Here is a 20223-nt window from a genome sequence, read left to right as displayed (position 1 = left end):
TAAGTCAAAACTAAGACTAAAATATAAATTATGGACCTAAGCAAGATAAGGAACTTTTCCATCATAGCCCATGTGGACCACGGTAAGTCTACCCTTGCGGACAGGCTTTTGGAGTTCACCGGCGCAGTATCAAGGAGAGAGCTAAAGGAACAAATGCTGGATACTTTGGAGATTGAGAGGGAAAGGGGTATAACTATAAAGCTCCAGGCAGTAAGGATGTTTTACAAGGCAAAGGATGGAGAGGTATATACCTTGCATCTTATAGATACGCCGGGGCATGTGGACTTCTCTTATGAGGTTTCAAGGGCTTTGGCTGCATGCGAGGGAGCCTTGCTTTTGGTGGATGCCACGCAGGGCATAGAGGCCCAAACGGTTGCTAACTTCTGGAAAGCCATAGAGCAGGACCTTGTGATCATACCGGTCATAAACAAGATAGACCTTCCGGCGGCGGACCCAGAGAGGGTAAAAAGGCAAATAGAAGAAATATTGGGACTTCCATCGGAGGAGGTAATCCTTGCCTCAGCAAAGGAAGGCATAGGCATAGAAGAGGTGTTGGAAGCCATAGTGAAAAGGATACCACCACCCAAGGGAGACCCTACAAAGCCTCTAAAAGCCCTCATCTTTGACTCATACTACGACCAATATAGGGGTGCTGTTGCCTTTGTTAGGGTCTTTGACGGTGAGGTAAGGCCCGGCACGCGCATAAGGCTCTTTTCCACCGGAAAAGAGTTTGAAGTGACAGAGGTGGGCGCCCAAACGCCCAAGCTTACAAAGTTTGAAAAGCTTTCTGCAGGGGATGTGGGATACATTGCAGCTTCTATAAAGGATGTGAGAGACATAAGGGTTGGCGATACCATAACCGATGCCAAAAATCCAACTCCAGAACCAGTGCCAGGCTTTAGGCCTGCCAAGCCCATGGTCTATGCAGGCATATACCCATCCGAGGGCTACACCTACGAGGAGCTAAGGGATGCTTTGGAAAAATATGCCATAAACGATGCGGCCATACAGTTTGAACCGGAGACATCTCCAGCCCTTGGCCTTGGCTTCAGAGTAGGCTTTTTGGGCCTTCTGCACATGGAGATAGTGCAGGAAAGGCTTGAAAGGGAGTATGGCGTAAGTATAGTGACCACCGCACCAAGCGTTGTATACAGGGTTAGGTTCAAAAATGGCCAGATAAAGGAGATAAGAAACCCTTCCGAGCTTCCAGAAAACTGGGGCATAATAGAAGCCATAGAAGAGCCCTTTGTGCTTCTTACAATTATTACTCCCAAGGATTACGTGGGCAACATAATGAACTTATGCCAAGAAAAGAGGGGCGTTCAAAAGAAGTTTACATACCTTGACCCAAACACGGTAATGCTTGAGTATGAGATGCCTTTGAGTGAGATAATATTGGACTTCCATGACAAGGTAAAGAGCCTTTCAAAAGGCTACGCCTCTTACGATTATGAATTTATAGGTTTTAGGGAAGAGGACCTTGTAAGGTTAAACGTCTTTATAAACAACGAGCCAGTGGATGCTCTTTCCTTTATAGTTCATAGGGACAAGGCTTACAGGAGGGCAAGACAATTGGTAGAAAAGCTAAAGGAAGTCATACCAAGACAGCTCTTTGAGGTAAAAGTTCAGGCTGGAATAGGAACAAAGATAATAGCCTCAGAAAGAATTCCACCCCTTAGGGCAAACGTAACGGCCAAGTGCTATGGTGGAGATGTGACAAGGAAGAAAAAGCTCTTGGAAAAGCAAAAGGAAGGAAAGAAAAGGCTAAAGCAGTTTGGGAAGGTGGAATTGCCTCAAGAGGCCTTTTTGACCGTGCTTAAGGTAGATTAAACATTTCCTTTGCCTTTATAAGCTTTACTATCATCTCGTTTGTAGGCACCTTTATTCCCTTTTCCTTTGCAAGCTCCACCAAGGCACCGTTTAAGGCATCTATCTCCGTTTTGCCCCTCTTTACGTCTTCCAGCATGGAAGGGTAATGGTCAGCCGTTGGCGGTATGAGCCTCTCATAAAAGTGTCTTTTGTAATCTTCTGGGCCTTTCCAAAAGGTCTCTATGGAGTTTGCCCTTAGGACATTAAAGGCCTCCTCTATTATCCTGTCCATAAGCTCCTTTGTGTATGGATTTTTTGCAAGGTCTCCGTAGCTTCTTTCAAAGAGGGCTCCCAAAGGATTCAAGGCACAGTTATAGAGTATCTTGTCCCAGAGGTATTTATAAACCTCCTTCTCATACCTTGTGGGTATGCCAGCCTTGGAGAAAAGGTCTGCCAGGTCTTTCAAAAATCCTTCCTCCATGATGCCCGATGGGTCTCCGATCACCACATCATCGGCGCATACCGTTATCCTCACATGACCCCACTCTAAAAGCTTGGCGCCAAAGATAACCCTGGATAGGATAACTTTACCCTTTCCAAAATACCTTATAGCCTTTTCATAGTTGCCATAGCCATTTTGTGCTACCATCAAAAGACTTTTTCCTTTGCTTAAAGGCTCTATATCCTTCAAAGCCCTCTCTGTGTCATAGCTTTTTACCGTAAGGATTATAAGGTCTGGCTCAAAGTCAAGGAGTTCCAAAGAGTCTATGGCTTTTACCTCTTGCTCAAACTCTCCCCATAGGCCTTCCACCCTTATTCTGCTTAAACTCCTTCCCTTTTTTAAAAGCCCTACAGCCCTGTGTCCAGCCCTGCTTAAAAAGGCAAGGTAGGTGCTTCCAAGGGCACCCACACCCACCACCAAAAATTTCACTCCTTTTCCTCCAGCTTTACAAGTGGTAGTAGGTCTCTTAGGTCTATGTATCTGTCGCAGGCGTTTACAAGCTCAACCGCCGTGGCCTCCTTTGTAGAAAGGCATATTATCTCTTTCCCAAAGTTCCTCAAGGTCCACACAAGCCTTTCAAAGTCCCCATCGCCGGTGCATAAGATGGCAGTATGGTAGTTATCCTTTGTTAAAAGGGCATCTATGGTTAGGTTTACATCAAGGTCTCCCTTGTATGTGCCGTCCTTTAGCTGTTTTATGGGCTTTTTAACCACCGTTATACCGCTAAAAGCCAAAAACTTGATAAAATCCTCCTGCTTTTCATCCCCTTCTCTGTAGGCAAGATAAAAGAAGGTGTTGTATATGTCAAACTCCACCTTAAAGTAGTTTACAAGCTTTACAAGGTCAATCCTTTGATGGAGTATATTCTTTTGGATAAAGTAAAAGTTTGCCCCATCAATGAATATACATGCCCTTCTCTTCATTCCTGAATATACCATATCCTTATCCCCACCGATACGTGTGAATTTCTCTCCCAAAGAGTTTCTACGCTAACTATCTTAGGCTTATTTAACTTTATCCATTGGTTCACCTGCTCTTCAAGGAGCTGTTCCATGCTCTCATCTCTAAAAGGTGTAAGCTTTCTATGAAAATCCTTAAATCTTAGCTCCATTAGGTAATTTCCTCTTCGTAGTAAGATACTACCACCTTTGCAGGCCTTAAAACTCTATCGTGCAACAGGTAGCCCTTTCTTTCAACCCTTATGATGGTATTGGGTGGCACATCTTGATTGTATTCTTTATCCACGGCCTCCGCAAGGTATGGGTCAAACTCCTTCCCTTCCAGCTCCATAGGCCTTATGCCATGCTTTTCCAGTATTCTAAGAAGTTCTTTGTATATGAGTTCAAAGCCCCTTCTAAAGCCTTCCAAGTCTGCACCCTCATACTGGAAGGCCCTTTCAAAGTTATCCACTATCTCAAGAAGGTCAAGGGCGAGTTTCTCATGGCCATACTTTCTTAGCTCCTCAAGGTCTCTCCTGTATCTTTCCTTGAGGTATTCCGCCTCCCTTTGAAGCTCCACATACCTTTGATTTATAGCCCTTGCTGTACTCTCAAGCTTTAAAACCTTCTCCTCAAGCTCCTTTATTCTAATATCCTTTTCATCTTCTACGTGTGCTTCTGTAGTTTGCTCTAAGGCTTCTTCCTTCTTTTCCTTCTCTTCCATAAGATTTAATTATAGCACCCTACAGAGTTGCTATAGCCATTTTGGGCTCATAGCACTCTGTATAAGATGTATCAATGCTTAGAGGATTATTTACAAAAAAAATTCTCAATGCACAACTGGAGGTTCGCTGCAATTTTGCTTCACTTGAACCACTTGACAGATTACTAAAATTGGTGTATTATCTATGCTAGCTTTAGGTGGTGGGTGTTGGGTTTTATCTGAACTATGTGGGATGTAAACACAGGAGGGATAGGGCTTCCCTTAGCCTTCTTATGCCTTCTTTTATGTGGTCTTCCGAGACACAGTAAGAAAGCCTCAAATATCCCTCTGCGCCAAAGGCAGAGCCCGGCACGCCAGCAACCCTTCCCTTTTCTATAAGGTAGTCTGCAAGCCTCAGGTCGGAGCCAAGCTTTTCGGAGTAGGCCTTGAGGTTTGGAAATATATAAAAGGCTCCCTTGGGCTTTACCACGCTCACATTGGGTATTTCCTTCAGAAGTTCATAAGCCAAGTCTCTCCGCCTTTCAAAGGTCCTTCTCATATTCTCCACAAACTCCTTGGCCTTTGGATTTTTTAGGGCTTCTAAGGCTCCATACTGGGCAAAGGTGGTAGCGTTGGATATACTCTGACTGTTTAAATCCGCAATCACTTTGGCGTACTTTTCTGGACAGGCCACATATCCCACCCTCCAGCCTGTCATGGAAAAGGTCTTTGAAAAGGCGTTTATGGTAAAGGTTATCTCTTTTACCTCCTTTGAAAAACTGGCTGGGCTTACAAACTTTTCACCATCGTAGAGAAAGGCCTCATAGCACTCATCGGAGACCAAGAATATGCCCTTTTCAAGACAAAGCTGGGCTATCTTTCTTTGCTCTTCTTCCGGCACCACCGCACCCGTTGGGTTGGAAGGAGAGTTGAGTATGAGCATCTTGGTCCTTGGTGTTATGTAATCCTTTAGCATCTCTGCCTTTAGCACAAAGCCTTCCTCTTCCTTTAATGGTACTTCCACCACCTTGGCACCACATAAAAGTATCTGTTCTGGATAGGTAACCCAGTAAGGTGAGGGAAGCAATACCTCATCCCCTTCTTCAAGGAGGGCAAGCATGACCAAAAAGAGGGCCATCTTGGCACCTGCTGTTACCACAATCTCCGAAGGCTTATACTCTACGGAGTTTTCCTTCAAAAGCTTTTCCGCAAGGGCTTGTCTTAATTCGGGTAGGCCTGCGGAGGGTGCGTACTTTGTTTTGCCATCTTTTAAAGCCTTTATACAGGCTTCCTTTATAAAGTCTGGTGTATCAAAGTCTGGCTCACCAGCACCAAAGCCTATTATATCCACACCTTGAGCCTTTAGCTGGTTTACCTTTGCCGTGAGGGCAAGGGTAGGCGCCGGTTTTATGTGAGAGACTCTCCTTGCAAGCATAAAGCTATTATAAAGTAATTTTGAGATTAAAGTTTAAAAAGGCAGTGTTTTATCACACATGCAGGTTCATTATGAGGGCTGTAGCCACCGCTCCAGCCATTTCAGACCTATATATATAGGGTTTAAGAATTAAGGTTAAAAAACCTCTATTTTTTAGGAGTTCCACCTCCTCTTGGGAGAAGCCCCCCTCGGGACCTACCACTATCCCATAACTTTCCCTGCTTAAGTCTATATCTTTTATGCTTAAGCTTCCCCCAAAGTTATCCAGCACAAGGGAAACCTCCTCCCTCGGATAAAGGTCTGTTAGCTTAACAGGGCTGTCTATTTCCATAGGCCTTGGTCTTTTGCACTGCTTAAAGGAAGCTAAACTTATCCTTCTCCACCTTTCCATCTTTTCTTTTATCTTTGATATTTCTTTAAAGCCCCTTTTGCATATAACTGGAGCGAGCTTGAAGGCGCCCGCCTGGCTTACCCTATCTATTACCTCGTCCATTAGGCTAAGCTCTATGGGTATACATTGATATACCACAATCGTAGGTTTGGTAGGTGGTTTTTCAATCTCCTCCAATATGGAACATAGTGCATAGTCTTTGTTTATCTGTGATATAACGGCTAAATAAAGCTTGTCTTCACAATAGACCTCCAGCCTTTCCCCTTCTTTAAGTCTTAAGGCTTTTAAGTGTTTAAATTCTGAATTGCTTATCTTTAATAAGCTCCCCTCCCTCTGAGCGCATATTAGCCTTTCCATACCAATAAGAAGAGGCGGGCAAAGCCCGCCGCTTAGGCCTACTTACTTTACAGACTCTCTTAGGTCCTTTGCAGGCCTAAAGACCACCACCTTCCTTGCTGGGATCTTGATCTCGGCTCCGGTCCTTGGGTTGCGACCTTTCCTTGCTGCCCTGGTCCTAACTGCAAATATACCAAAACCAGGCACTGCAACCCTTTCACCCTTTTTGAGGGCCTCTGAAACAGCTTGGATGGCAGCTTTGAGGGCAGCGTCCGCCTGCTTTTTGGTGATACCTGCCCCTTTGGCTATGGCTGAAACAAGTTCTGCTTTGGTCATGGCGTTCCCTCCTTAAAAGTATTTAATAGGTAGTATAATCATATATCAATACAAGTCAAGATGCAATAGTATTTTTAAGGTTTTTATCATGAAAAGCTTGATATTTGCTCTTTTGGCAAGTTTAACATGGGGAATAGCTCCCATCTTCTTTAAGCTTGGCTTGAAGGGAGGTATTCCTCCAATTGTGGCTTTGGTCTTCCACAACCTTTCTGCCTTTCTTTTAGCTTCGGTAATAGTGGTGGCTACTACGGGTATAAAGATGGACTTTTCTATTAAGGACCTCTTTTTTATAGCCATTGGAGGCATTATGTCCGGCTTTTTGGGGCTTTTTTTCTTCTTTAAAGCGGTAAAAGAGGGGCATGTATCGGTGGTGGCTCCCATAGCCTCTACTTCACCTCTATGGGGTTCCCTTGTGGCCTTTTTGTTCCTTGGTGAGCCTTTTAGCTGGCTTAGGCTCTTTGGTATACTTCTTGTAGTATGTGGAATAGTTCTTATAAGCCTCTCCTCTGGAAGGTAGCCCTTTCCATATTTGCTGGCACCTTTCTTTACCTTCCCTTTTCCAAGTATGAGCTATGGCCCTTAGCCTTTTTAGCCTTTTTGCTTTTGCTAAGGTTTAAGGATACTACCTTTTGGCTTCTTAGTGGCTTTGTTTTCTTCTTTCTTTCCCTTAGGTGTGCAAGCATAGCCGCCATAGAGTTTGGTGGTATAAATCCCTTCCTCTTTTACCCAATTTTTACTCTTTTTGCCCTATTTTTGAGCCTATATCAGTTCTACCTTCCCATCAAACTCTGGCAGACCATCTTTAAAAAATTCTCCTTTTCTTTACCCTTTCTTTATGTGCTTTTTGAGCTTTTAAGGTCCTACTTCCCATACGGTGGCTTCCCTTGGCTCATCCTTGGCTCCCTCTCTGTCTATATCCCCATCATAAAAGACAGCCTTCTTTATGCCAACGTTTATATCCACAGCCTTTTACTGCTTTTTACCTCCCTTTTCCTTCTTCAAAAGAGGTTTAAGGCCCTCTTCTCCCTTTGGATATTATTTTTTATCATGGGCCTTTTGGCCATAAAAGAAAAGGAAGACAAGCTAAAAGAGGCCAAAACTGTAAGGGTGGCCCTTGTGCAGACGGCGGTTCCACAAAAAGATAAGCTAAACAGGGAGGCCTTCAGGAGGCATTCGGAGGATATAATAGGGCTTGTGGAAAAGGCTATAAAAGATAGGCCACAGCTTGTTATCCTTCCAGAGTCTGCCCTTTCCTTTTTCTTTTCCGAAGAGGAGGATGATTACAACATAAGGCTTAAAGGCTTAAGTATAAAGGTACCTATCTTGGTAGGACTAATAGACATAAGGGAAGGTATGAGGCCCTATAACTCTGCATACCTTTTGGCGGAGGGAAGGGCTGTAGACTACTATGATAAGGTTAGGCTTTTCCCAATAGGGGAGTACATGCCAAAGCCTTTTGACTTTCTAAAGGAGTTTTTCCCGGCCATAGGCGGTATAGATTATGTAAGCGGGGATAGAATAAGGCCATTGGAATACAAGGGCATAAGCGTGGCCACTCCTATATGCTTTGAGGTGGCCTACTTTGACCTTGTGAAAAAGTTATCTCAAGGTGCTAACTTTATAGCTGTGCTTACCAACGACGGATGGTTTAAGGATTCTGACTGCACACACCAGCATTATCTTTGGGGAAGGGTAAGGGCTTTGGAAAATGGCAAATACCTTCTATGGGTTAACAATTCAAGCGATACAGGTTTTATAGACCCTTTTGGAAGGCCCATAAAGAGGATGCCCTACATGGAAAGGGGGGTGGTTATATATGAAGTCAAAGCTATACAATAACCTTCCCAACCTTATTTCCCTTAGCAGGCTACTTTTTAGCCCATTTTTATTTTTCCTGTCAGAAAAGCTTCTTCCCTTCTTCTTCCTTTCTCTTGCCCTTTCCGATGCCTTGGATGGCTTTTTGGCAAGAAGGCTAAGGCTCAAAACGGAGCTTGGAAAGGTGCTTGACCCTTTGGCGGACAAGGTTATGATGCTGTGCGGTCTTTCTCTGTGCGTTTTTAAGCTAAACAGCTTGCCAGCTTGGCTACTTTACCTTACCCTTATGAGGGACCTTTTTTTGGTGCTTGGCTCAATCCTTCTCACCCTTAGAGGCATAGGAATACCAGAGGCGAGGCCCTTGGGCAAGGCTTTTACCTTTTACCTTTCTTTACTTGTATTCCTTTCCATGATAAAGCCTTTGCCTTCATGGCCCTTGTGGCTTGCCCTCCTTCTTCTTATCCTCTCTTGGCTTGACTATTCAGTCCTTGGAATTAAAAGGTTCAGAAATCAAACTTTTTCCTTATCCTAACCCTATACTCTTGGGACCTATCCGAGTATATTCTTCCTCCTATGGAGGTATTGGGTGTGAGCTTTACTTCTCCTCCTGTGTAGGTCTCCTTTGGGTTTTTTAGTGTGCTTTGTTTGTGTTCCACGGATATTTTTTCCGTTATGTCTTTTGAGATGGTGGCGTTTATGCCCACTTCACCAGTGGGAGATACTGTTGGAGAAATTTGAAGCTTTACGTCAAGCCCAGTTATGCTTTGGGCGCCTTTCACGATTTGACTAAGCTGTGGTACTTGGCTTATAAGAGCATCCGCCACGGGTATTAAACCTTCCGTTTCTTTACCGCCCAAAACTAAGGTGGTTAAAACCTCTCTTATGTCCCTTGGTGGTTCGGACCTCACTATAGCCTTTGGATACTGTGGATTTCCTTTTATATCAATGATGATACTATAATCGGGTGTGGGTGTAAGGACCGTAAGGTCAAGATGGCTTTCTTTGTTGGTAAAGGTGGCCTCCCCACGTCTAACATAAAAGTTCTTACCAAAGTAGTTGAGGTTTCCACCCTTGAAGTGCGCATTTATCCTATACTCTGGCTCATAAAGGTCCCCCTTTATGGTAGCCAAAAGGTCTGTGTATAGAAAACCTTCCGGAAGGTTTATCCTCAAAGGTTCGGAGGATGCCACGTTTATATCAAGCCTTATCCTTTTGTACCACTCTGGTGGGCTTTGCCTTTTGGCTGTAAGCTTTTGTAGATTAACAAAGCCAGAGGTGTAAAACCTACCACCTATGGAAAGGTTTTTGTAATCCCAGATAAGATTCCCCTTCCCAGACAAAAGGAGGCTTGCCCTCATGCTCTGTTCTCTAAGGAGGACAGGCAAGTCAGAAAGGTCAAGATTTACTCTTGCAAGCTTTCCATCGCCTGTAAAGTTGGCAAGCACAAAGGCCCTATTATTTCCTCTAAGGCTAAGACTTCCAGAAAGCCTATCTTCCTTTAAGCTTACCCTCAATCCACCTTCCAAAGGCAGGGCCACATACCTTGACCTAAGGATCAGCTTGTTAGATTCTGCAAAAAGGCTCAAGCTTCCACCATGATAAGAAAGGCTATAGGAAACCCTTCCCTCACCATCGGCCAAAATCCTGCTTTTTACAAGGGAGAAAAGCTTTGTAAGGTCCACAGTTCCAGCAGAAGTAAGGCTAAGAGTATTATGGTAGCTTACCCCAACGTTGCCCTCCACAACACCACTTATCTTTCCCTTTATGCTAAGGGACTTCCCTCTGTACGTTCCTTTTTCAAACTCAAGCTTTGAAAGAAGGTCTTGACCTATAAAAAGCCCTATGGGCTTTATTTCCAAAATTCCACCATCTTTGTCCCCATAGACCTCCGCTCCACCGCTTCTTATGCTTATAAGACCATCTTTTGTAGTAAAGCCTTCCAAAGAGGCCTTCAATCTATTCCCCCTTAGGCTAAGGGATGCTTTTATAGGAAAGGAAAAATCTCTATATCTTCCCTCTCCCCCAAAGGAAGCCTCAAGGTCCTCCTTTACACCCCTTATGCTATAGCCTCCATCCACAAAAAGCCCCATGATGGTATCCTTTACAGACCCCGTCAAGCTATAAGAGCCTTCTTTTAAGCTGTATTGACCACCGCCCCTTAGCCTTTGGTCAAGGTCAAAGGAAAAGTAAACCCTTTCCTTCTGCACCTTTCCAGAAAAGCTTCCCTTCTCATAAACAAGGTCAAAGGCCCTTACATCCTTAAGACCTCCCTCAAAGCTTCCAAAGACTTCCTCCCCCTTCTTTGTCATATCAAGGCTTAAAAGTACATGGGAAGAGAGCCTATCTCTTGAAAGGAAAGTGCTAAGGTTTCCCACAAGTTTAAGAGAGTTCTTGTCAGCCCTTATATCCATATGACCGTTCAAAGACTTGACCAAAAGGTCTTTGTATGAAAGGTCCATGCCCATAAAAGAAAGCCTTCCAGAAAAGCTTTTTTCCTCTAAGGACCCACCACCAGAAAGGGAAAAGGCCTCCCCTTTTAGGTCAAGGCTGTAGCTATCCCCATCAAGCTTAAGGCGGTAGCTTGCTGGCCCAAGGCCCATATCTCTATAGGTTAAGTTCAAAAGCCTTCCATCTCCTTCTGTAAAAAGCCTTCCATCCTTTATGTATAAGGACCCTTTGTATGAAAGCTTGGAAGAAAGGCTCTCTACCTGCAAAGGATAGTCCAAGAGGGCCACCTCCCCCACCACACCACCTTTTGAAAAGCTACCACCTATGCTAAGGTAAAAGGGCTGTAGCGCCAAAAAATCAAAGCTTCCCTTTGGTGTGTGGCTGTAGTCAAGGTCAAGCTTTAAGGTGCAATTGTTTAGCGCATGTTGGTCCACCCTTAAAATGGGTGCATAAGCTTGCAAGTTTAGATGTTTCTTTTCCAGATTGGCCCTTATGCTACCGCCTACCACAGAGAAGATATTCCTTTTTACGTTTAAAAGCTTGCCGTCAAGCTCAATGCCACCAAAGCTTCCCTCAAAGGTCTTATCCTTCAAAGAGTAGTCAAAGCTAAGCCATGTGTTTGCTTTCCAAAGCCTACCTTTCAAGGCATTTTCCTTCCTCCAACTCCAAAGGTATTCACCTTCTATTCCAAGGTCCCTATACTCCCTTCTGTTTTTTACCAAAAGCCCTTCTACCCTTCCAGAAAAAGCCACCTTCAACCTTGTGTATTCCACATTGCCTTCTAAGTCAAGCTTTATACCACCCATAGAGTAGCTTTCTCCTTCTACAGGCTCTATCCTTCCCCATGCCTTAAAGCTTCCTCTTTTCCCTTCCCAAAAGCCCTTAAGGTCAAAGGAATAAAGATGGCTTTTAACCTTTGCCCTATCAACTATAAACTTGTCTCCTTCCACATGGGCTTTTTCCAAATACACCTCAAGGCTATGAATGTCTTGAGAGTGCATCCAATAGGCCTTTGTCCAACCTTGAGAAAAGACATTACCCGACCTTATCTCCGTCCTTGGTATAAAAAGGGTCAAGCTTTCGCTGTAAGGTATAGAGTTGGTGGAAATATAAAGATTGTCTACCCTTAAATTTATCCTTCTTGCAAGCCTTGTAAGGTTTGTAAAATCATAATCAAAGGGTTTTTCAGATACAGCCTTTGAAACCTCTATTAGACTAAACTCTTTCGCATAAAACTGCCAAGGCAATAGATTCGCTTCCTTTATAAAAAGGTGTAGGGTAAAGTCCCCAGAAGGCAAGTATAAAAGAAAGCTTTTAAAAGTAAGGCCCCTTTCAAGGCTAAAGCTTAGGCCTTCTACCTCCCATTGAATCCTTTTTGCCAAAAGATAGGGCTTTAGGAAGATAAAATACAAAGCAAGCACTAAAAGTATTAGATAACCTATCAATCGCATAGCATCCTCCCTATAATTTTAAGTTGAGTTTTGATATAATTCTAAACATACGCCGAGTGAGAAATTCCCTTTAAGCTAAACCTTCCATATCAATAAAAAGACAGCAGGGCTACTATAATAGTAGCCCTAAAAACCATCGGAGGTTTTTACCATGGAAATTATACCACCTTACCTACGCATCTACCAACAAATCCTAAAAGACCTTGAAAATGCCTTGCCATTCCTTAATGTGCCAAAAGCTAAAGCAGGCAGAAAGCCTAAACTCACAGACATCCATATAGCAGCCATCTTTATACTCTCCTACATAACCAATACAAAAGTCCTCACCTTAGCTAAACTACTTATTGACCCATCCATACAATCATGGCATATCTTCAGAAGATACAGACTCAAGAGAGTATACAGGATATTGAGAGAATACAAGCTTCACAAGCTGAGGCTTATGATTTTAGCAAGGCTTTTGTATGGTAAGAAGATAGAACTTGTAATAGATGGAACCATAGTGGACATAGCCAATGTAAACAGGGCGAGGACACAGAAGATAAGGAGGGTAAGAGGGAAGGTATGGTGGGCAAAGAGGAGAAGGAAGATAGTTCGGAGAGACAATGGGAAGGTAGTGGAGTTTGAGGAGGTCAGGTATGGCATGTTGATGATGGTGTTATGTGATAGGTGGGGAAGAGTTTATGATGTGTGGATAAGCTTTGGAAGTGTGCATGAGGTTAGGGCATTTAGGGAAAGGAAGAGAAGGAGTTTATGGTTTAGGAAGCTTGTGGAGAGTTGTGTGGTGTATGGAGATAGGGGTTATAGGGGTTGTGAAGGTGTGATTGTGTGTGGTAGTAGGGAGATGAGGGCAAAAAGGCAGGTAGTGGAAGGTGTTATAAGTCAGATAAAGCTTTTTAATGCTGGTAGTGGGTGGAGGACTTTAACTTGTGTGCTTGTGTATGTATATGCTTATGCTATTGGATATAGTTATTACAGGAGGGGTGAACTTGAGGTCTAATTTCTCACCCGGCGTATTGTTTATCTCAAATATTATCTTGACATTATATTAAGAATTTCTTATATTCTAATAAATGATAAAAATCATACAAGGAGGTAGGCCATGAAAAAGGCTCTTTTAGCTCTTGTGGTAGGCTCGGTGATTCTTTCTGGAACGGCACTATCCTACGATAAGGAGTTGGCAAAGCGCTTTGATGCTATGTTTTCCCAAATGACCCCATAGGTTCTAAAGCAAAAGCCATGTCAGATAACTTCAAAACAGCTCCTTGAGATGATAAAAAAGGGAGAGGATTTTGTATTGCTTGATGTGAGAACGCCCGCAGAGCAGGCCATAGTAGGGCCAAGGTGGAAAAACACCCTTTACATACCCATGCATGAGCTATTTAAGGAAGAAAACCTTAACAAACTTCCAAAGGATAAGAAGATAATAGTGGTATGCCATTCAGGGAATAGAGCTGCTGCAGTAGTGGCGGCCTTAAGGGCTGTTGGTTTTCAAAATGCTTTTATGTTGAAAGGTGGGATGATGGAACTATCAAAGGAGGTAGGCACAAACACGGTAGATTACGTAAAATAACACCCTTGGGGGCTTTGCCCCCTTTCTCAAAAAAGACTATATTTAATCCTTATGAAAACCATTTTTAATGAAGAACTTATAAGGAAGTATGACAAGCCTGGACCAAGATACACCAGCTACCCTCCCGCCACCGAGTTCCATGAGGGAGTAAAAGAAGAAGATTACAAAAGAAAGCTCTTGGAGAGCAACCTAACAAAAAGGCCCTTATCCCTTTACTTTCATATACCCTTCTGTGAGAGCGCCTGTTGGTTTTGTGGGTGCAACGTGATCATATCCCACAGGAAGGATGTAAGCAGGAGATATTTGGACTATGTGTATAAGGAGATGGACCTACTCAAAGAATACCTGGACACATCCAGGCCAGTAGTACAGCTTCATTGGGGTGGCGGAACGCCCAACTTCCTTACCAATGATGAGATAAAAGAGCTTTTTGGAAGGATAAGGGAGGTATTTAACATTGATAAAGATGCGGAGATAAGCGTGGAGATTGACCCAAGATACCTTTCAGAGGGCCAACTGGAGACTTTAAGGGAGGTAGGCTTTAACCGTGTTAGCATGGGCCTTCAGGACCTTGACCCAGAGGTGCAAAGGGCCATAAACCGCATACAGCCCTACGATTTAATGCAAAAGGTTATGAAAGAACTCAGAAGTCTTGGCTTTGAAAGCATAAACATAGACCTCATATACGGCCTTCCCTACCAAAACCCTCAAAAGTTCAAAGATACCATAGAAAAGACCATTGAATTGGACCCAGACAGAGTGGCCGTCTTTAACTTTGCCTACGTGCCTTGGCTAAAGCCCCTCCAAAGGAAGATAGACCCTTCAACCCTTCCACCACCAGAGGACAAGCTCACCATCTTGGAGATGACCATAGACCTATTCCAAAAGCACGGCTATGTCTTTATAGGCATGGACCACTTTGCCAAGCCGGAGGATGAATTGGCAAGGGCGCAGAGGGATGGCACCCTTTGGAGGAACTTCCAAGGCTATACCACCAAAAAGGGCGTGGACCTCATAGGCATAGGGGCCACTTCCATTGGTATGCTTTACGATGCATACTTTCAAAACTACAAGACCATAAGGGAGTATTACATGGCCATAGATGCGGGTAAGCTTCCCACCATGCGTGGCTACATACTCAACGAGGAGGATATAATAAGGCGTGAGGTGATAATGGACCTTATGTGCAACTTCCAGTGTAGCTTTGAAAATATAGAGAAGATGTTTAACATAGACTTTGAAGACCATTTTTCCGCAGAGCTTGAGGACCTAAAGGATATGGAAAGGGATGGCCTTTTGAAGATAGAAGATAGAAGCATAAAGGTTTTGCCAGAGGGTAGGCTACTTATCAGGAACATAGCCATGGTCTTTGACCAATACATTAAGGCAAATAAGGAAAGAAGGTTTTCCAGAACTATATGAAGAGTAGTCTTCTCAGTTTGGAAAAAGTTTCCAAGCTTTTTAAAGTAGGACTTTTTACAAAGAGGCTTGTTTGGGCTGTGAGGGATGTAAGCCTTTCTATAAGCCATGGCGAGGTCTTTTCTTTAGTTGGGGAGTCTGGCTCTGGCAAAAGCACCATAGGCAAACTAATCCTAAGGCTTGAAAGGCCAACATCTGGCCTCATACACTTTGAAGGAAAGGACCCCTTTAAAATGGGAAAGGAATACACCAAGCTCGTCTCTGCAGTTTTTCAGGACCCAAGGACCTCCCTAAACCCACGCATGAAGGTCTCAGAGATCGTAGAAGAACCTCTTTTGGTGCATGGCATTTCTCAAAGGAAAGAGAAGGTAATAGAAGCCTTGCAAAAGGCTGGGCTTGGTGAGGAGTTTTTGGAAAGAAGGCCAGAAAATCTTTCGGGCGGTCAAAGGCAGAGGGTTGCCATTGCAAGGGCCATTGTTTTAAGGCCCAAGCTTATAGTGGCGGATGAGCCAACTTCTTCTTTGGATATGTCCTACCGTGCGGGCATCTTGGACCTATTTTTAAAATTAAAGGAAGAGGGTATAAGCACCTTGCTTATCACCCATGACCTAAGGGCTGTGGAAAGGATAGGTGATAGGGTAGCCGTTCTTTATAAGGGAAAGCTTATGGAGATGGGAAGTGCGCAAGAGGTGCTAAAAAGGCCACTCCATCCCTACACCCAATACCTTATCAGCACCATGCCTGTAAAACACCCCTCTCAAAGGAAAACCTATCTGGAAGATATGCCCCAAGAGGAATGGGAAGGTGTATGCCCCTTTTTGTCCCAGTGCAAGTATAGGTTAAAGGAGTGTAAAGAAGGAGTTAAGGAGGTAATGGTGGATGGACGCATCCTCTCATGCAATCTATACTGAAGTTCTAATATTCACCTTTTTACTCTTCCTTTCTGGCTTCTTTAGCTCTTCTGAGGTGGTCTTCTTTGGAGCAAACCCCTATATCCTTAAATTAAAAAGAAGAAGGCGCATATACTCGGCCTTGCTTCGCCTCCTTTCAAAGCCAAGGGAGGTGCTTTTAACCATACTCCTCGGCAACGAGCTGGTAAATATACTTATCTCTTCTTACGGCACCAAGCTTTTTGTGGACCTCTTTGGCTCAAAGGGTGCGGGCATTGCGGTCCTCTTTTCAAGCACCCTCATCTTCCTCTTTGGCGAGGTTCTTCCCAAAAATATGGTTTTACCCTTTACCACAAGGCTTGCACCCATCTATTACATACCCTTTGTCCTAATACACAAGCTTATGTATCCAATAAGAAAAGTCCTTTCTATGCCAGTAAACAGATTGATAGAGATGATAAAGGTGGAGGAAAAGGAGAAGGAGCCAAGGGAGGCCTTTTTGGAGCTTATAGAGGTAGGCCTATCCATGGGCTACTTTGACAAAAAGGAGATTGAACCGGTAGAAAGGGCCATAAGCCTAAGGGATATTACAGTAAAGGAGATAATGACCCCAAAACCAGACATCTTTATGTTGTGGGAGGAGCTAACCCTTGGGGAGGCCATTGAAGAGATAATACAAAAGAAACACAGCAAAATACCCCTTTATTCAAAAAGCCCAGACCACATAACGGGCATACTCTATGTAAAGGATATTGTGCCTTTATATGCTAATCTAAAGAGAAAATTGGGAGAACTAAAAAGGGAAGCCCTTTTTGTGCCGGAAATACTTAGCATAATAGACCTTATAAAAGAGATGAGGAGCAAAGGCACACAGATGGCCTTGGTGGTGGGAGAGCATGGGGAGCTTTCTGGCCTTGTGAGCGTTTATGACATAATGAAGTATATCTTTGGCGATGTGCAGGAGAGCTGGGAGGAGGACATAATAAAACTTTCAAAGAACACCTACTTGGTAAGCGGTTGGGTGGATGTGGAAAGGGTGGCAAAGGAGATAGGCTTTAGCCTTCCCGAGGACTATGAGTATGATACCATTGGAGGCTTTGTGATGGCCATGCTTTCAAAGGTGCCGGAGGAAGGGGATGAGTTTGTCTACGATGGATTTAAGTTTGTAGTGGATAAGATAGAAGGAAACAGGATAGTTAGCCTCTTTATAACCCAAAAGGAGGAGGAAAAGGCTTGAAGAAGATAAAGCTACAGCCTCAAGTAAAGCCAAAGCTTTTGCTAAGGCTTGAAGGAGGCCTTGAACTGCTTACAAAAACTTCAGAAGAGCTTCTTCAAGAGATAGAGAAAAAGCCACACATAAAGCTAACACTGCGCACAAGGCCAAGGTGGTTTTATCAAGACTACAAGGAACCTCAGATAAGCTACAGGGAAAGCGAGATCAAAAAGGTAGAAGAACAGATAAGGTATGAGTTTGATGGCTTAGATTTGGATATAGCCTTTGAGATAGTTGCCAACCTTGACCACAGAGGCTTTTTTGTAGGAAGGATAAAGGATATAGCAAACCACTACGGAGTGAGCCAGGAGTATGTGGAAGATATAAGGGATTTTATAAAGAGGGAGATAGAGCCTTTGGGCGTTGCCTGCAAAGACCTTGAAGAGTTTATACTCCTCCAGCTGGAAGAACTATACCCTAAGGAGAAGGACCTGCACAAGGAAGTCTTGGAAGTGTTAAGGGGAAAGGGCAAGAGCCTTAAGGCAAGGGAGGTGCTATCCAGGCTAAAGCTTAGCCCCTTTGAAGGAGAAGAAACTATCTATCAGAGCGGTAGCGTGGATGTGGTTTTTGAACACGATGGCAAGCAGTGGTATGTCTTCCTCATGGATGACTTTTTGGAGATAGAAGGTTCCAAGCCCCTTTCCTTTATACTTGAGCTAAGAAGGAGGGTTTTGAGGGTGGCATGCGACCTAATACTGGAAAGGCAAGAGGGCTTTTTGCTGAAGGGAGAGCCACTAAAAAGCCTGTCCCTCAGTCAGGTGGCAGAAAGGGCGGGCGTGAGCCTTTCCACCGTTAGCAGGATAGTAAGAAGGAAGTATGCGAGGACGCCCATGGGCATATACCCCCTAAGGTTCTTCTTTGTAAGGGAAGGGAAGGAAGGTCTAAGCAGAGAAGAGATTTTAAGGGCCTTAAAAGAACTTCTGGAGGGTGAAGGAAAGGGCAAGTCGGACGCAGAACTTTCTAAGATATTGCAAGAAAAAGGTATTAAAATAGCAAGAAGGACGGTAAATAAATATAGAAGGATGCTTGAGAGATGAGAGAAAGGATAGAAAAAGTTCAAAACCTTTTGGAGGAAAATGACCTTGATGCCTTCCTCTTTTCCTCACAGCCCAATGTCTTTTACCTTTCTGTCTTTAGGTCCAGCCATGCCTATGTGGTGGTAAGCAGGCACTCCTACCATCTTTTGACGGACGGAAGGTATTATCAGAAGGCAAAGGAGGAGCTAAAGGATTGGGATGTGATCCTTTTGGAAGGCAATGTAATAAAGGCTATTGAAAAGCTTCTTAAAAAGGTAGGTGCCTTCAAAGTTGGCTATGAGGAAGACAGGGTGAGCTGTGAGTTTAGAAGGAGGCTAAAAGGGGGCTTTAGATGGGTTGGCAAGGCTGGCTTTTTGAAGCATATGAGGGCCATAAAGGACAGCACAGAGATAAACCTAATGCGGGAGGGAGTAGGAATAAGCGACAGGGTTTATATGAGCATACTAAACAAGATAAGAGAAGGCATGACAGAGCTTGAATTAAGGTCCCTTATTGTCTCGGAGTTTTTTAAGGCTGGTGCCATGGGTGAGAGCTTTCCAGCCATAGTGGCAAGCGGTAAAGGTAGCGCCATACCCCACTGGGAGACATCCACAAGGCCCATAAAACATGGCCAGCCCCTTTTGATAGACATGGGCCTCCTTTGGAAGGGCTACTGCACAGACTTTACGCGCACCTTGCATTTAGGAAGGGCAAGCTCAGAGTTCAAAAAAATATACAACATAGTAAAAGATGCCCATCTTTTTGCCCTTGAGAAGGTAAAGGTGGGAAGAAAGATTTCAGAGATAGACAAGACTGCAAGGGATTACATAAAAAAGAAAGGCTATGGAAAGTTCTTTATACATTCTACAGGCCATGGTGTGGGCATAGAGATCCATGAGTTCCCAAGGGTGTATTACAAGGGAGTGGATAAGGACGTTATAATAGAAGAAGGTATGGTCTTTACCATAGAGCCGGGCATATACCTTGGCGGTAAGTTTGGCGTAAGGCTTGAAAATATAGTGGCCGTAATAAGGGGCGTGGGAGAACCTCTTTCAAAAGTTCCTCTTGACTTGATAGAAATTTAGTAGTATAATAATACTTTGGCTACGCGGGGTGGAGCAGCCTGGTAGCTCGTCGGGCTCATAACCCGAAGGTCGCGGGTTCAAATCCCGCCCCCGCAATATAAATTACCTGCATACAAAGCCTACAACAGCCCTTACAGATATGAATATATCTTCCATTCTTGGTTCTGGTGCTTGAGAGGACTTTAAGGCCATAAAATCCCTACCACCTCTTATTGGGCTAACATATTCATAGTTTACATTTTGAATATGGCATTCTTTCCCAAGCTTTTTGCTTGCCTTTGTGGCAAAATCTTTTGCTCTATCTAAAAGCCTAAGCCTTAACCGTTCCTCTAAGTCTCTTATTTTGATTTCGGAAACAATCCAGATAGTTTGAGAAATAGCATAATTAATAGCTTCTCCAAACTTTTCTTTAAGACCATCCAGAGCATCCAATAGCCTATTTTGGTCCCAAGCCCTCTGTAGCCTAAAGGAATACCTAAGCTCTCCCAAATAGCCCTTACATTTCCTTTTACCTTCTTCCCACCAGCAGTTTTTTTGCACCCAATAATTTCCGCCAGAATACTCCAATCCAAGGCTTCTAATAGTTCTATCTATTTCACCAAGCATACCAACCACATCCGCTTCCTTGTTGCCATGAGCATTTATGGAAATATCCACCTTTAAAACATCAGGAGTTAAAGCTTCTTCCTCTTGGAGTGTTAGAGAGATGTTAATGGCTTGCATGTCTTTGTCTTGAGAAAAGCCAAAGGAAAGAAGAAATAAAAGGCATAGTATAAACTTTCTCATGATTTGAAATCCCTTCC

Annotated in this window: 20 protein-coding genes and 1 tRNA gene; 12 read left to right on the top strand and 9 right to left on the bottom strand. The window is 43.7% G+C overall.

What is annotated here, in order from left to right:
• Nucleotides 1-30 precede the first annotated feature (30 nt).
• Nucleotides 31-1830 (top strand): translation elongation factor 4, encoded by a 1800-nt coding sequence (gene lepA / locus ACZ5GB_RS05215; RefSeq protein ID WP_464326197.1) that lies wholly within the window; start codon nucleotides 31-33, stop codon nucleotides 1828-1830.
• On the opposite strand, the gene ACZ5GB_RS05210 is transcribed toward lepA, so the two are convergent.
• From ACZ5GB_RS05210 to ACZ5GB_RS05180, 7 genes are all read right to left on the bottom strand, one after another.
• Complete coding sequence (locus tag ACZ5GB_RS05210) at nucleotides 1817-2740, bottom strand: ketopantoate reductase family protein (RefSeq protein ID WP_464326196.1); 924 nt, start codon at nucleotides 2738-2740, stop codon at nucleotides 1817-1819. The genes lepA and ACZ5GB_RS05210 overlap by 14 nt on opposite strands.
• Complete coding sequence (locus tag ACZ5GB_RS05205; protein ID WP_464326195.1) at nucleotides 2737-3249, bottom strand: LabA-like NYN domain-containing protein; 513 nt, start codon at nucleotides 3247-3249, stop codon at nucleotides 2737-2739. The genes ACZ5GB_RS05210 and ACZ5GB_RS05205 overlap by 4 nt, the downstream gene beginning before the upstream one ends.
• The gene (locus tag ACZ5GB_RS05200; RefSeq protein WP_464326194.1) at nucleotides 3231-3422 is read right to left on the bottom strand and encodes a hypothetical protein; all 192 of its coding nucleotides are present in this window, start codon (nucleotides 3420-3422) and stop codon (nucleotides 3231-3233) included. Before ACZ5GB_RS05200 ends, ACZ5GB_RS05205 begins: the two co-directional genes overlap by 19 nt.
• Entirely contained in the window at nucleotides 3422-3973 is a 552-nt protein-coding gene (locus ACZ5GB_RS05195) for a nucleotide exchange factor GrpE (RefSeq protein WP_464326193.1), read from the bottom strand. Before ACZ5GB_RS05195 ends, ACZ5GB_RS05200 begins: the two co-directional genes overlap by 1 nt.
• A gap of 223 nt (nucleotides 3974-4196) precedes the next feature.
• Nucleotides 4197-5387: a pyridoxal phosphate-dependent aminotransferase gene (locus tag ACZ5GB_RS05190; protein ID WP_464326192.1), complete on the bottom strand. Its 1191-nt coding sequence runs from the start codon at nucleotides 5385-5387 to the stop codon at nucleotides 4197-4199.
• Between the two features lie 52 nt (nucleotides 5388-5439).
• Nucleotides 5440-6135 carry an RsmE family RNA methyltransferase gene (locus ACZ5GB_RS05185; protein WP_464326191.1) on the bottom strand — a complete coding sequence of 232 codons (696 nt, stop codon included), beginning with the start codon at nucleotides 6133-6135 and terminating at the stop codon, nucleotides 5440-5442.
• Between the two features lie 42 nt (nucleotides 6136-6177).
• On the bottom strand, nucleotides 6178-6450 hold the full coding sequence (locus ACZ5GB_RS05180) for an HU family DNA-binding protein (RefSeq protein WP_464326190.1): 273 nt from the start codon (nucleotides 6448-6450) through the stop codon (nucleotides 6178-6180).
• Nucleotides 6451-6538: 88 nt separating this feature from the next.
• Here ACZ5GB_RS05180 and ACZ5GB_RS05175 point away from each other — a divergent pair, with 88 nt between their 5' ends.
• Genes ACZ5GB_RS05175 through ACZ5GB_RS05165 form a run of 3 tightly spaced genes read left to right on the top strand, consistent with a single transcriptional unit; the run spans nucleotide 6539 to nucleotide 8797 of the window.
• Nucleotides 6539-6967: an EamA family transporter gene (locus ACZ5GB_RS05175; protein ID WP_464326189.1), complete on the top strand. Its 429-nt coding sequence runs from the start codon at nucleotides 6539-6541 to the stop codon at nucleotides 6965-6967.
• Nucleotides 6928-8289, top strand: coding sequence for an apolipoprotein N-acyltransferase (gene lnt / locus ACZ5GB_RS05170; protein ID WP_464326188.1), 1362 nt, complete (start codon nucleotides 6928-6930; stop codon nucleotides 8287-8289). The genes ACZ5GB_RS05175 and lnt overlap by 40 nt, the downstream gene beginning before the upstream one ends.
• Nucleotides 8267-8797 (top strand): CDP-alcohol phosphatidyltransferase family protein, encoded by a 531-nt coding sequence (locus tag ACZ5GB_RS05165; RefSeq protein WP_464326187.1) that lies wholly within the window; start codon nucleotides 8267-8269, stop codon nucleotides 8795-8797. Before lnt ends, ACZ5GB_RS05165 begins: the two co-directional genes overlap by 23 nt.
• Here the strand turns inward: ACZ5GB_RS05165 and ACZ5GB_RS05160 are convergent.
• Complete coding sequence (locus tag ACZ5GB_RS05160) at nucleotides 8769-12164, bottom strand: translocation/assembly module TamB domain-containing protein (RefSeq protein ID WP_464326186.1); 3396 nt, start codon at nucleotides 12162-12164, stop codon at nucleotides 8769-8771. The genes ACZ5GB_RS05165 and ACZ5GB_RS05160 overlap by 29 nt on opposite strands.
• A 151-nt stretch (nucleotides 12165-12315) precedes the next feature.
• Here ACZ5GB_RS05160 and ACZ5GB_RS05155 point away from each other — a divergent pair, with 151 nt between their 5' ends.
• The 8 genes from ACZ5GB_RS05155 (at nucleotide 12316) to ACZ5GB_RS05120 (ending at nucleotide 19516) form a co-directional block, all read left to right on the top strand.
• Nucleotides 12316-13164, top strand: a complete 849-nt coding sequence (locus ACZ5GB_RS05155; protein ID WP_196607743.1) for a hypothetical protein — start codon at nucleotides 12316-12318, stop codon at nucleotides 13162-13164.
• 270 nt (nucleotides 13165-13434) lie between these two features.
• Nucleotides 13435-13737 (top strand): rhodanese-like domain-containing protein, encoded by a 303-nt coding sequence (locus ACZ5GB_RS05150; RefSeq protein ID WP_464326185.1) that lies wholly within the window; start codon nucleotides 13435-13437, stop codon nucleotides 13735-13737.
• 51 nt (nucleotides 13738-13788) lie between these two features.
• On the top strand, nucleotides 13789-15159 hold the full coding sequence (gene hemN, locus ACZ5GB_RS05145) for an oxygen-independent coproporphyrinogen III oxidase (RefSeq protein ID WP_464326184.1): 1371 nt from the start codon (nucleotides 13789-13791) through the stop codon (nucleotides 15157-15159).
• Complete coding sequence (locus tag ACZ5GB_RS05140) at nucleotides 15156-16067, top strand: oligopeptide/dipeptide ABC transporter ATP-binding protein (RefSeq protein WP_464326183.1); 912 nt, start codon at nucleotides 15156-15158, stop codon at nucleotides 16065-16067. Before hemN ends, ACZ5GB_RS05140 begins: the two co-directional genes overlap by 4 nt.
• Nucleotides 16036-17283: a hemolysin family protein gene (locus ACZ5GB_RS05135; RefSeq protein ID WP_464326182.1), complete on the top strand. Its 1248-nt coding sequence runs from the start codon at nucleotides 16036-16038 to the stop codon at nucleotides 17281-17283. The genes ACZ5GB_RS05140 and ACZ5GB_RS05135 overlap by 32 nt, the downstream gene beginning before the upstream one ends.
• A complete protein-coding gene (locus ACZ5GB_RS05130) occupies nucleotides 17280-18356 on the top strand; it encodes an RNA polymerase factor sigma-54 (RefSeq protein WP_464326181.1) in 1077 nt (358 codons plus the stop codon). The genes ACZ5GB_RS05135 and ACZ5GB_RS05130 overlap by 4 nt, the downstream gene beginning before the upstream one ends.
• Nucleotides 18353-19420, top strand: a complete 1068-nt coding sequence (locus ACZ5GB_RS05125) for a M24 family metallopeptidase (protein WP_464326180.1) — start codon at nucleotides 18353-18355, stop codon at nucleotides 19418-19420. The genes ACZ5GB_RS05130 and ACZ5GB_RS05125 overlap by 4 nt, the downstream gene beginning before the upstream one ends.
• Before the next feature lie 22 nt (nucleotides 19421-19442).
• Nucleotides 19443-19516 (top strand) — tRNA-Met (locus tag ACZ5GB_RS05120).
• 6 nt (nucleotides 19517-19522) lie between these two features.
• On the opposite strand, the gene ACZ5GB_RS05115 is transcribed toward ACZ5GB_RS05120, so the two are convergent.
• Nucleotides 19523-20206 (bottom strand): hypothetical protein, encoded by a 684-nt coding sequence (locus tag ACZ5GB_RS05115; RefSeq protein ID WP_339945931.1) that lies wholly within the window; start codon nucleotides 20204-20206, stop codon nucleotides 19523-19525.
• Nucleotides 20207-20223: the final 17 nt, after the last annotated feature.

The sequence above is a fragment of the Hydrogenobacter subterraneus genome (genome assembly GCF_055390195.1).
Note: the sequence above shows the minus strand (reverse complement) of the source record. Positions and strands in the feature narration are given on the sequence as shown.

Excerpts from the sequence above, each read along its gene's own strand:
- lepA (WP_464326197.1), top strand. The coding sequence starts at position 31 with ATGGACCTAAGCAAGATAAGGAACTTTTCCATCATAGCCCATGTGGAC.
- ACZ5GB_RS05205 (WP_464326195.1), bottom strand. The coding sequence starts at position 3,249 with ATGGTATATTCAGGAATGAAGAGAAGGGCATGTATATTCATTGATGGG.
- ACZ5GB_RS05200 (WP_464326194.1), bottom strand. The coding sequence starts at position 3,422 with ATGGAGCTAAGATTTAAGGATTTTCATAGAAAGCTTACACCTTTTAGA.
- ACZ5GB_RS05195 (WP_464326193.1), bottom strand. The coding sequence starts at position 3,973 with ATGGAAGAGAAGGAAAAGAAGGAAGAAGCCTTAGAGCAAACTACAGAA.
- ACZ5GB_RS05190 (WP_464326192.1), bottom strand. The coding sequence starts at position 5,387 with ATGCTTGCAAGGAGAGTCTCTCACATAAAACCGGCGCCTACCCTTGCC.
- ACZ5GB_RS05185 (WP_464326191.1), bottom strand. The coding sequence starts at position 6,135 with ATGGAAAGGCTAATATGCGCTCAGAGGGAGGGGAGCTTATTAAAGATA.
- ACZ5GB_RS05180 (WP_464326190.1), bottom strand. The coding sequence starts at position 6,450 with ATGACCAAAGCAGAACTTGTTTCAGCCATAGCCAAAGGGGCAGGTATC.
- ACZ5GB_RS05175 (WP_464326189.1), top strand. The coding sequence starts at position 6,539 with ATGAAAAGCTTGATATTTGCTCTTTTGGCAAGTTTAACATGGGGAATA.
- lnt (WP_464326188.1), top strand. The coding sequence starts at position 6,928 with ATGTGGAATAGTTCTTATAAGCCTCTCCTCTGGAAGGTAGCCCTTTCC.
- ACZ5GB_RS05165 (WP_464326187.1), top strand. The coding sequence starts at position 8,267 with ATGAAGTCAAAGCTATACAATAACCTTCCCAACCTTATTTCCCTTAGC.
- ACZ5GB_RS05160 (WP_464326186.1), bottom strand. The coding sequence starts at position 12,164 with ATGCGATTGATAGGTTATCTAATACTTTTAGTGCTTGCTTTGTATTTT.
- ACZ5GB_RS05155 (WP_196607743.1), top strand. The coding sequence starts at position 12,316 with ATGGAAATTATACCACCTTACCTACGCATCTACCAACAAATCCTAAAA.
- ACZ5GB_RS05150 (WP_464326185.1), top strand. The coding sequence starts at position 13,435 with ATGATAAAAAAGGGAGAGGATTTTGTATTGCTTGATGTGAGAACGCCC.
- hemN (WP_464326184.1), top strand. The coding sequence starts at position 13,789 with ATGAAAACCATTTTTAATGAAGAACTTATAAGGAAGTATGACAAGCCT.
- ACZ5GB_RS05140 (WP_464326183.1), top strand. The coding sequence starts at position 15,156 with ATGAAGAGTAGTCTTCTCAGTTTGGAAAAAGTTTCCAAGCTTTTTAAA.
- ACZ5GB_RS05135 (WP_464326182.1), top strand. The coding sequence starts at position 16,036 with ATGGACGCATCCTCTCATGCAATCTATACTGAAGTTCTAATATTCACC.
- ACZ5GB_RS05125 (WP_464326180.1), top strand. The coding sequence starts at position 18,353 with ATGAGAGAAAGGATAGAAAAAGTTCAAAACCTTTTGGAGGAAAATGAC.
- ACZ5GB_RS05115 (WP_339945931.1), bottom strand. The coding sequence starts at position 20,206 with ATGAGAAAGTTTATACTATGCCTTTTATTTCTTCTTTCCTTTGGCTTT.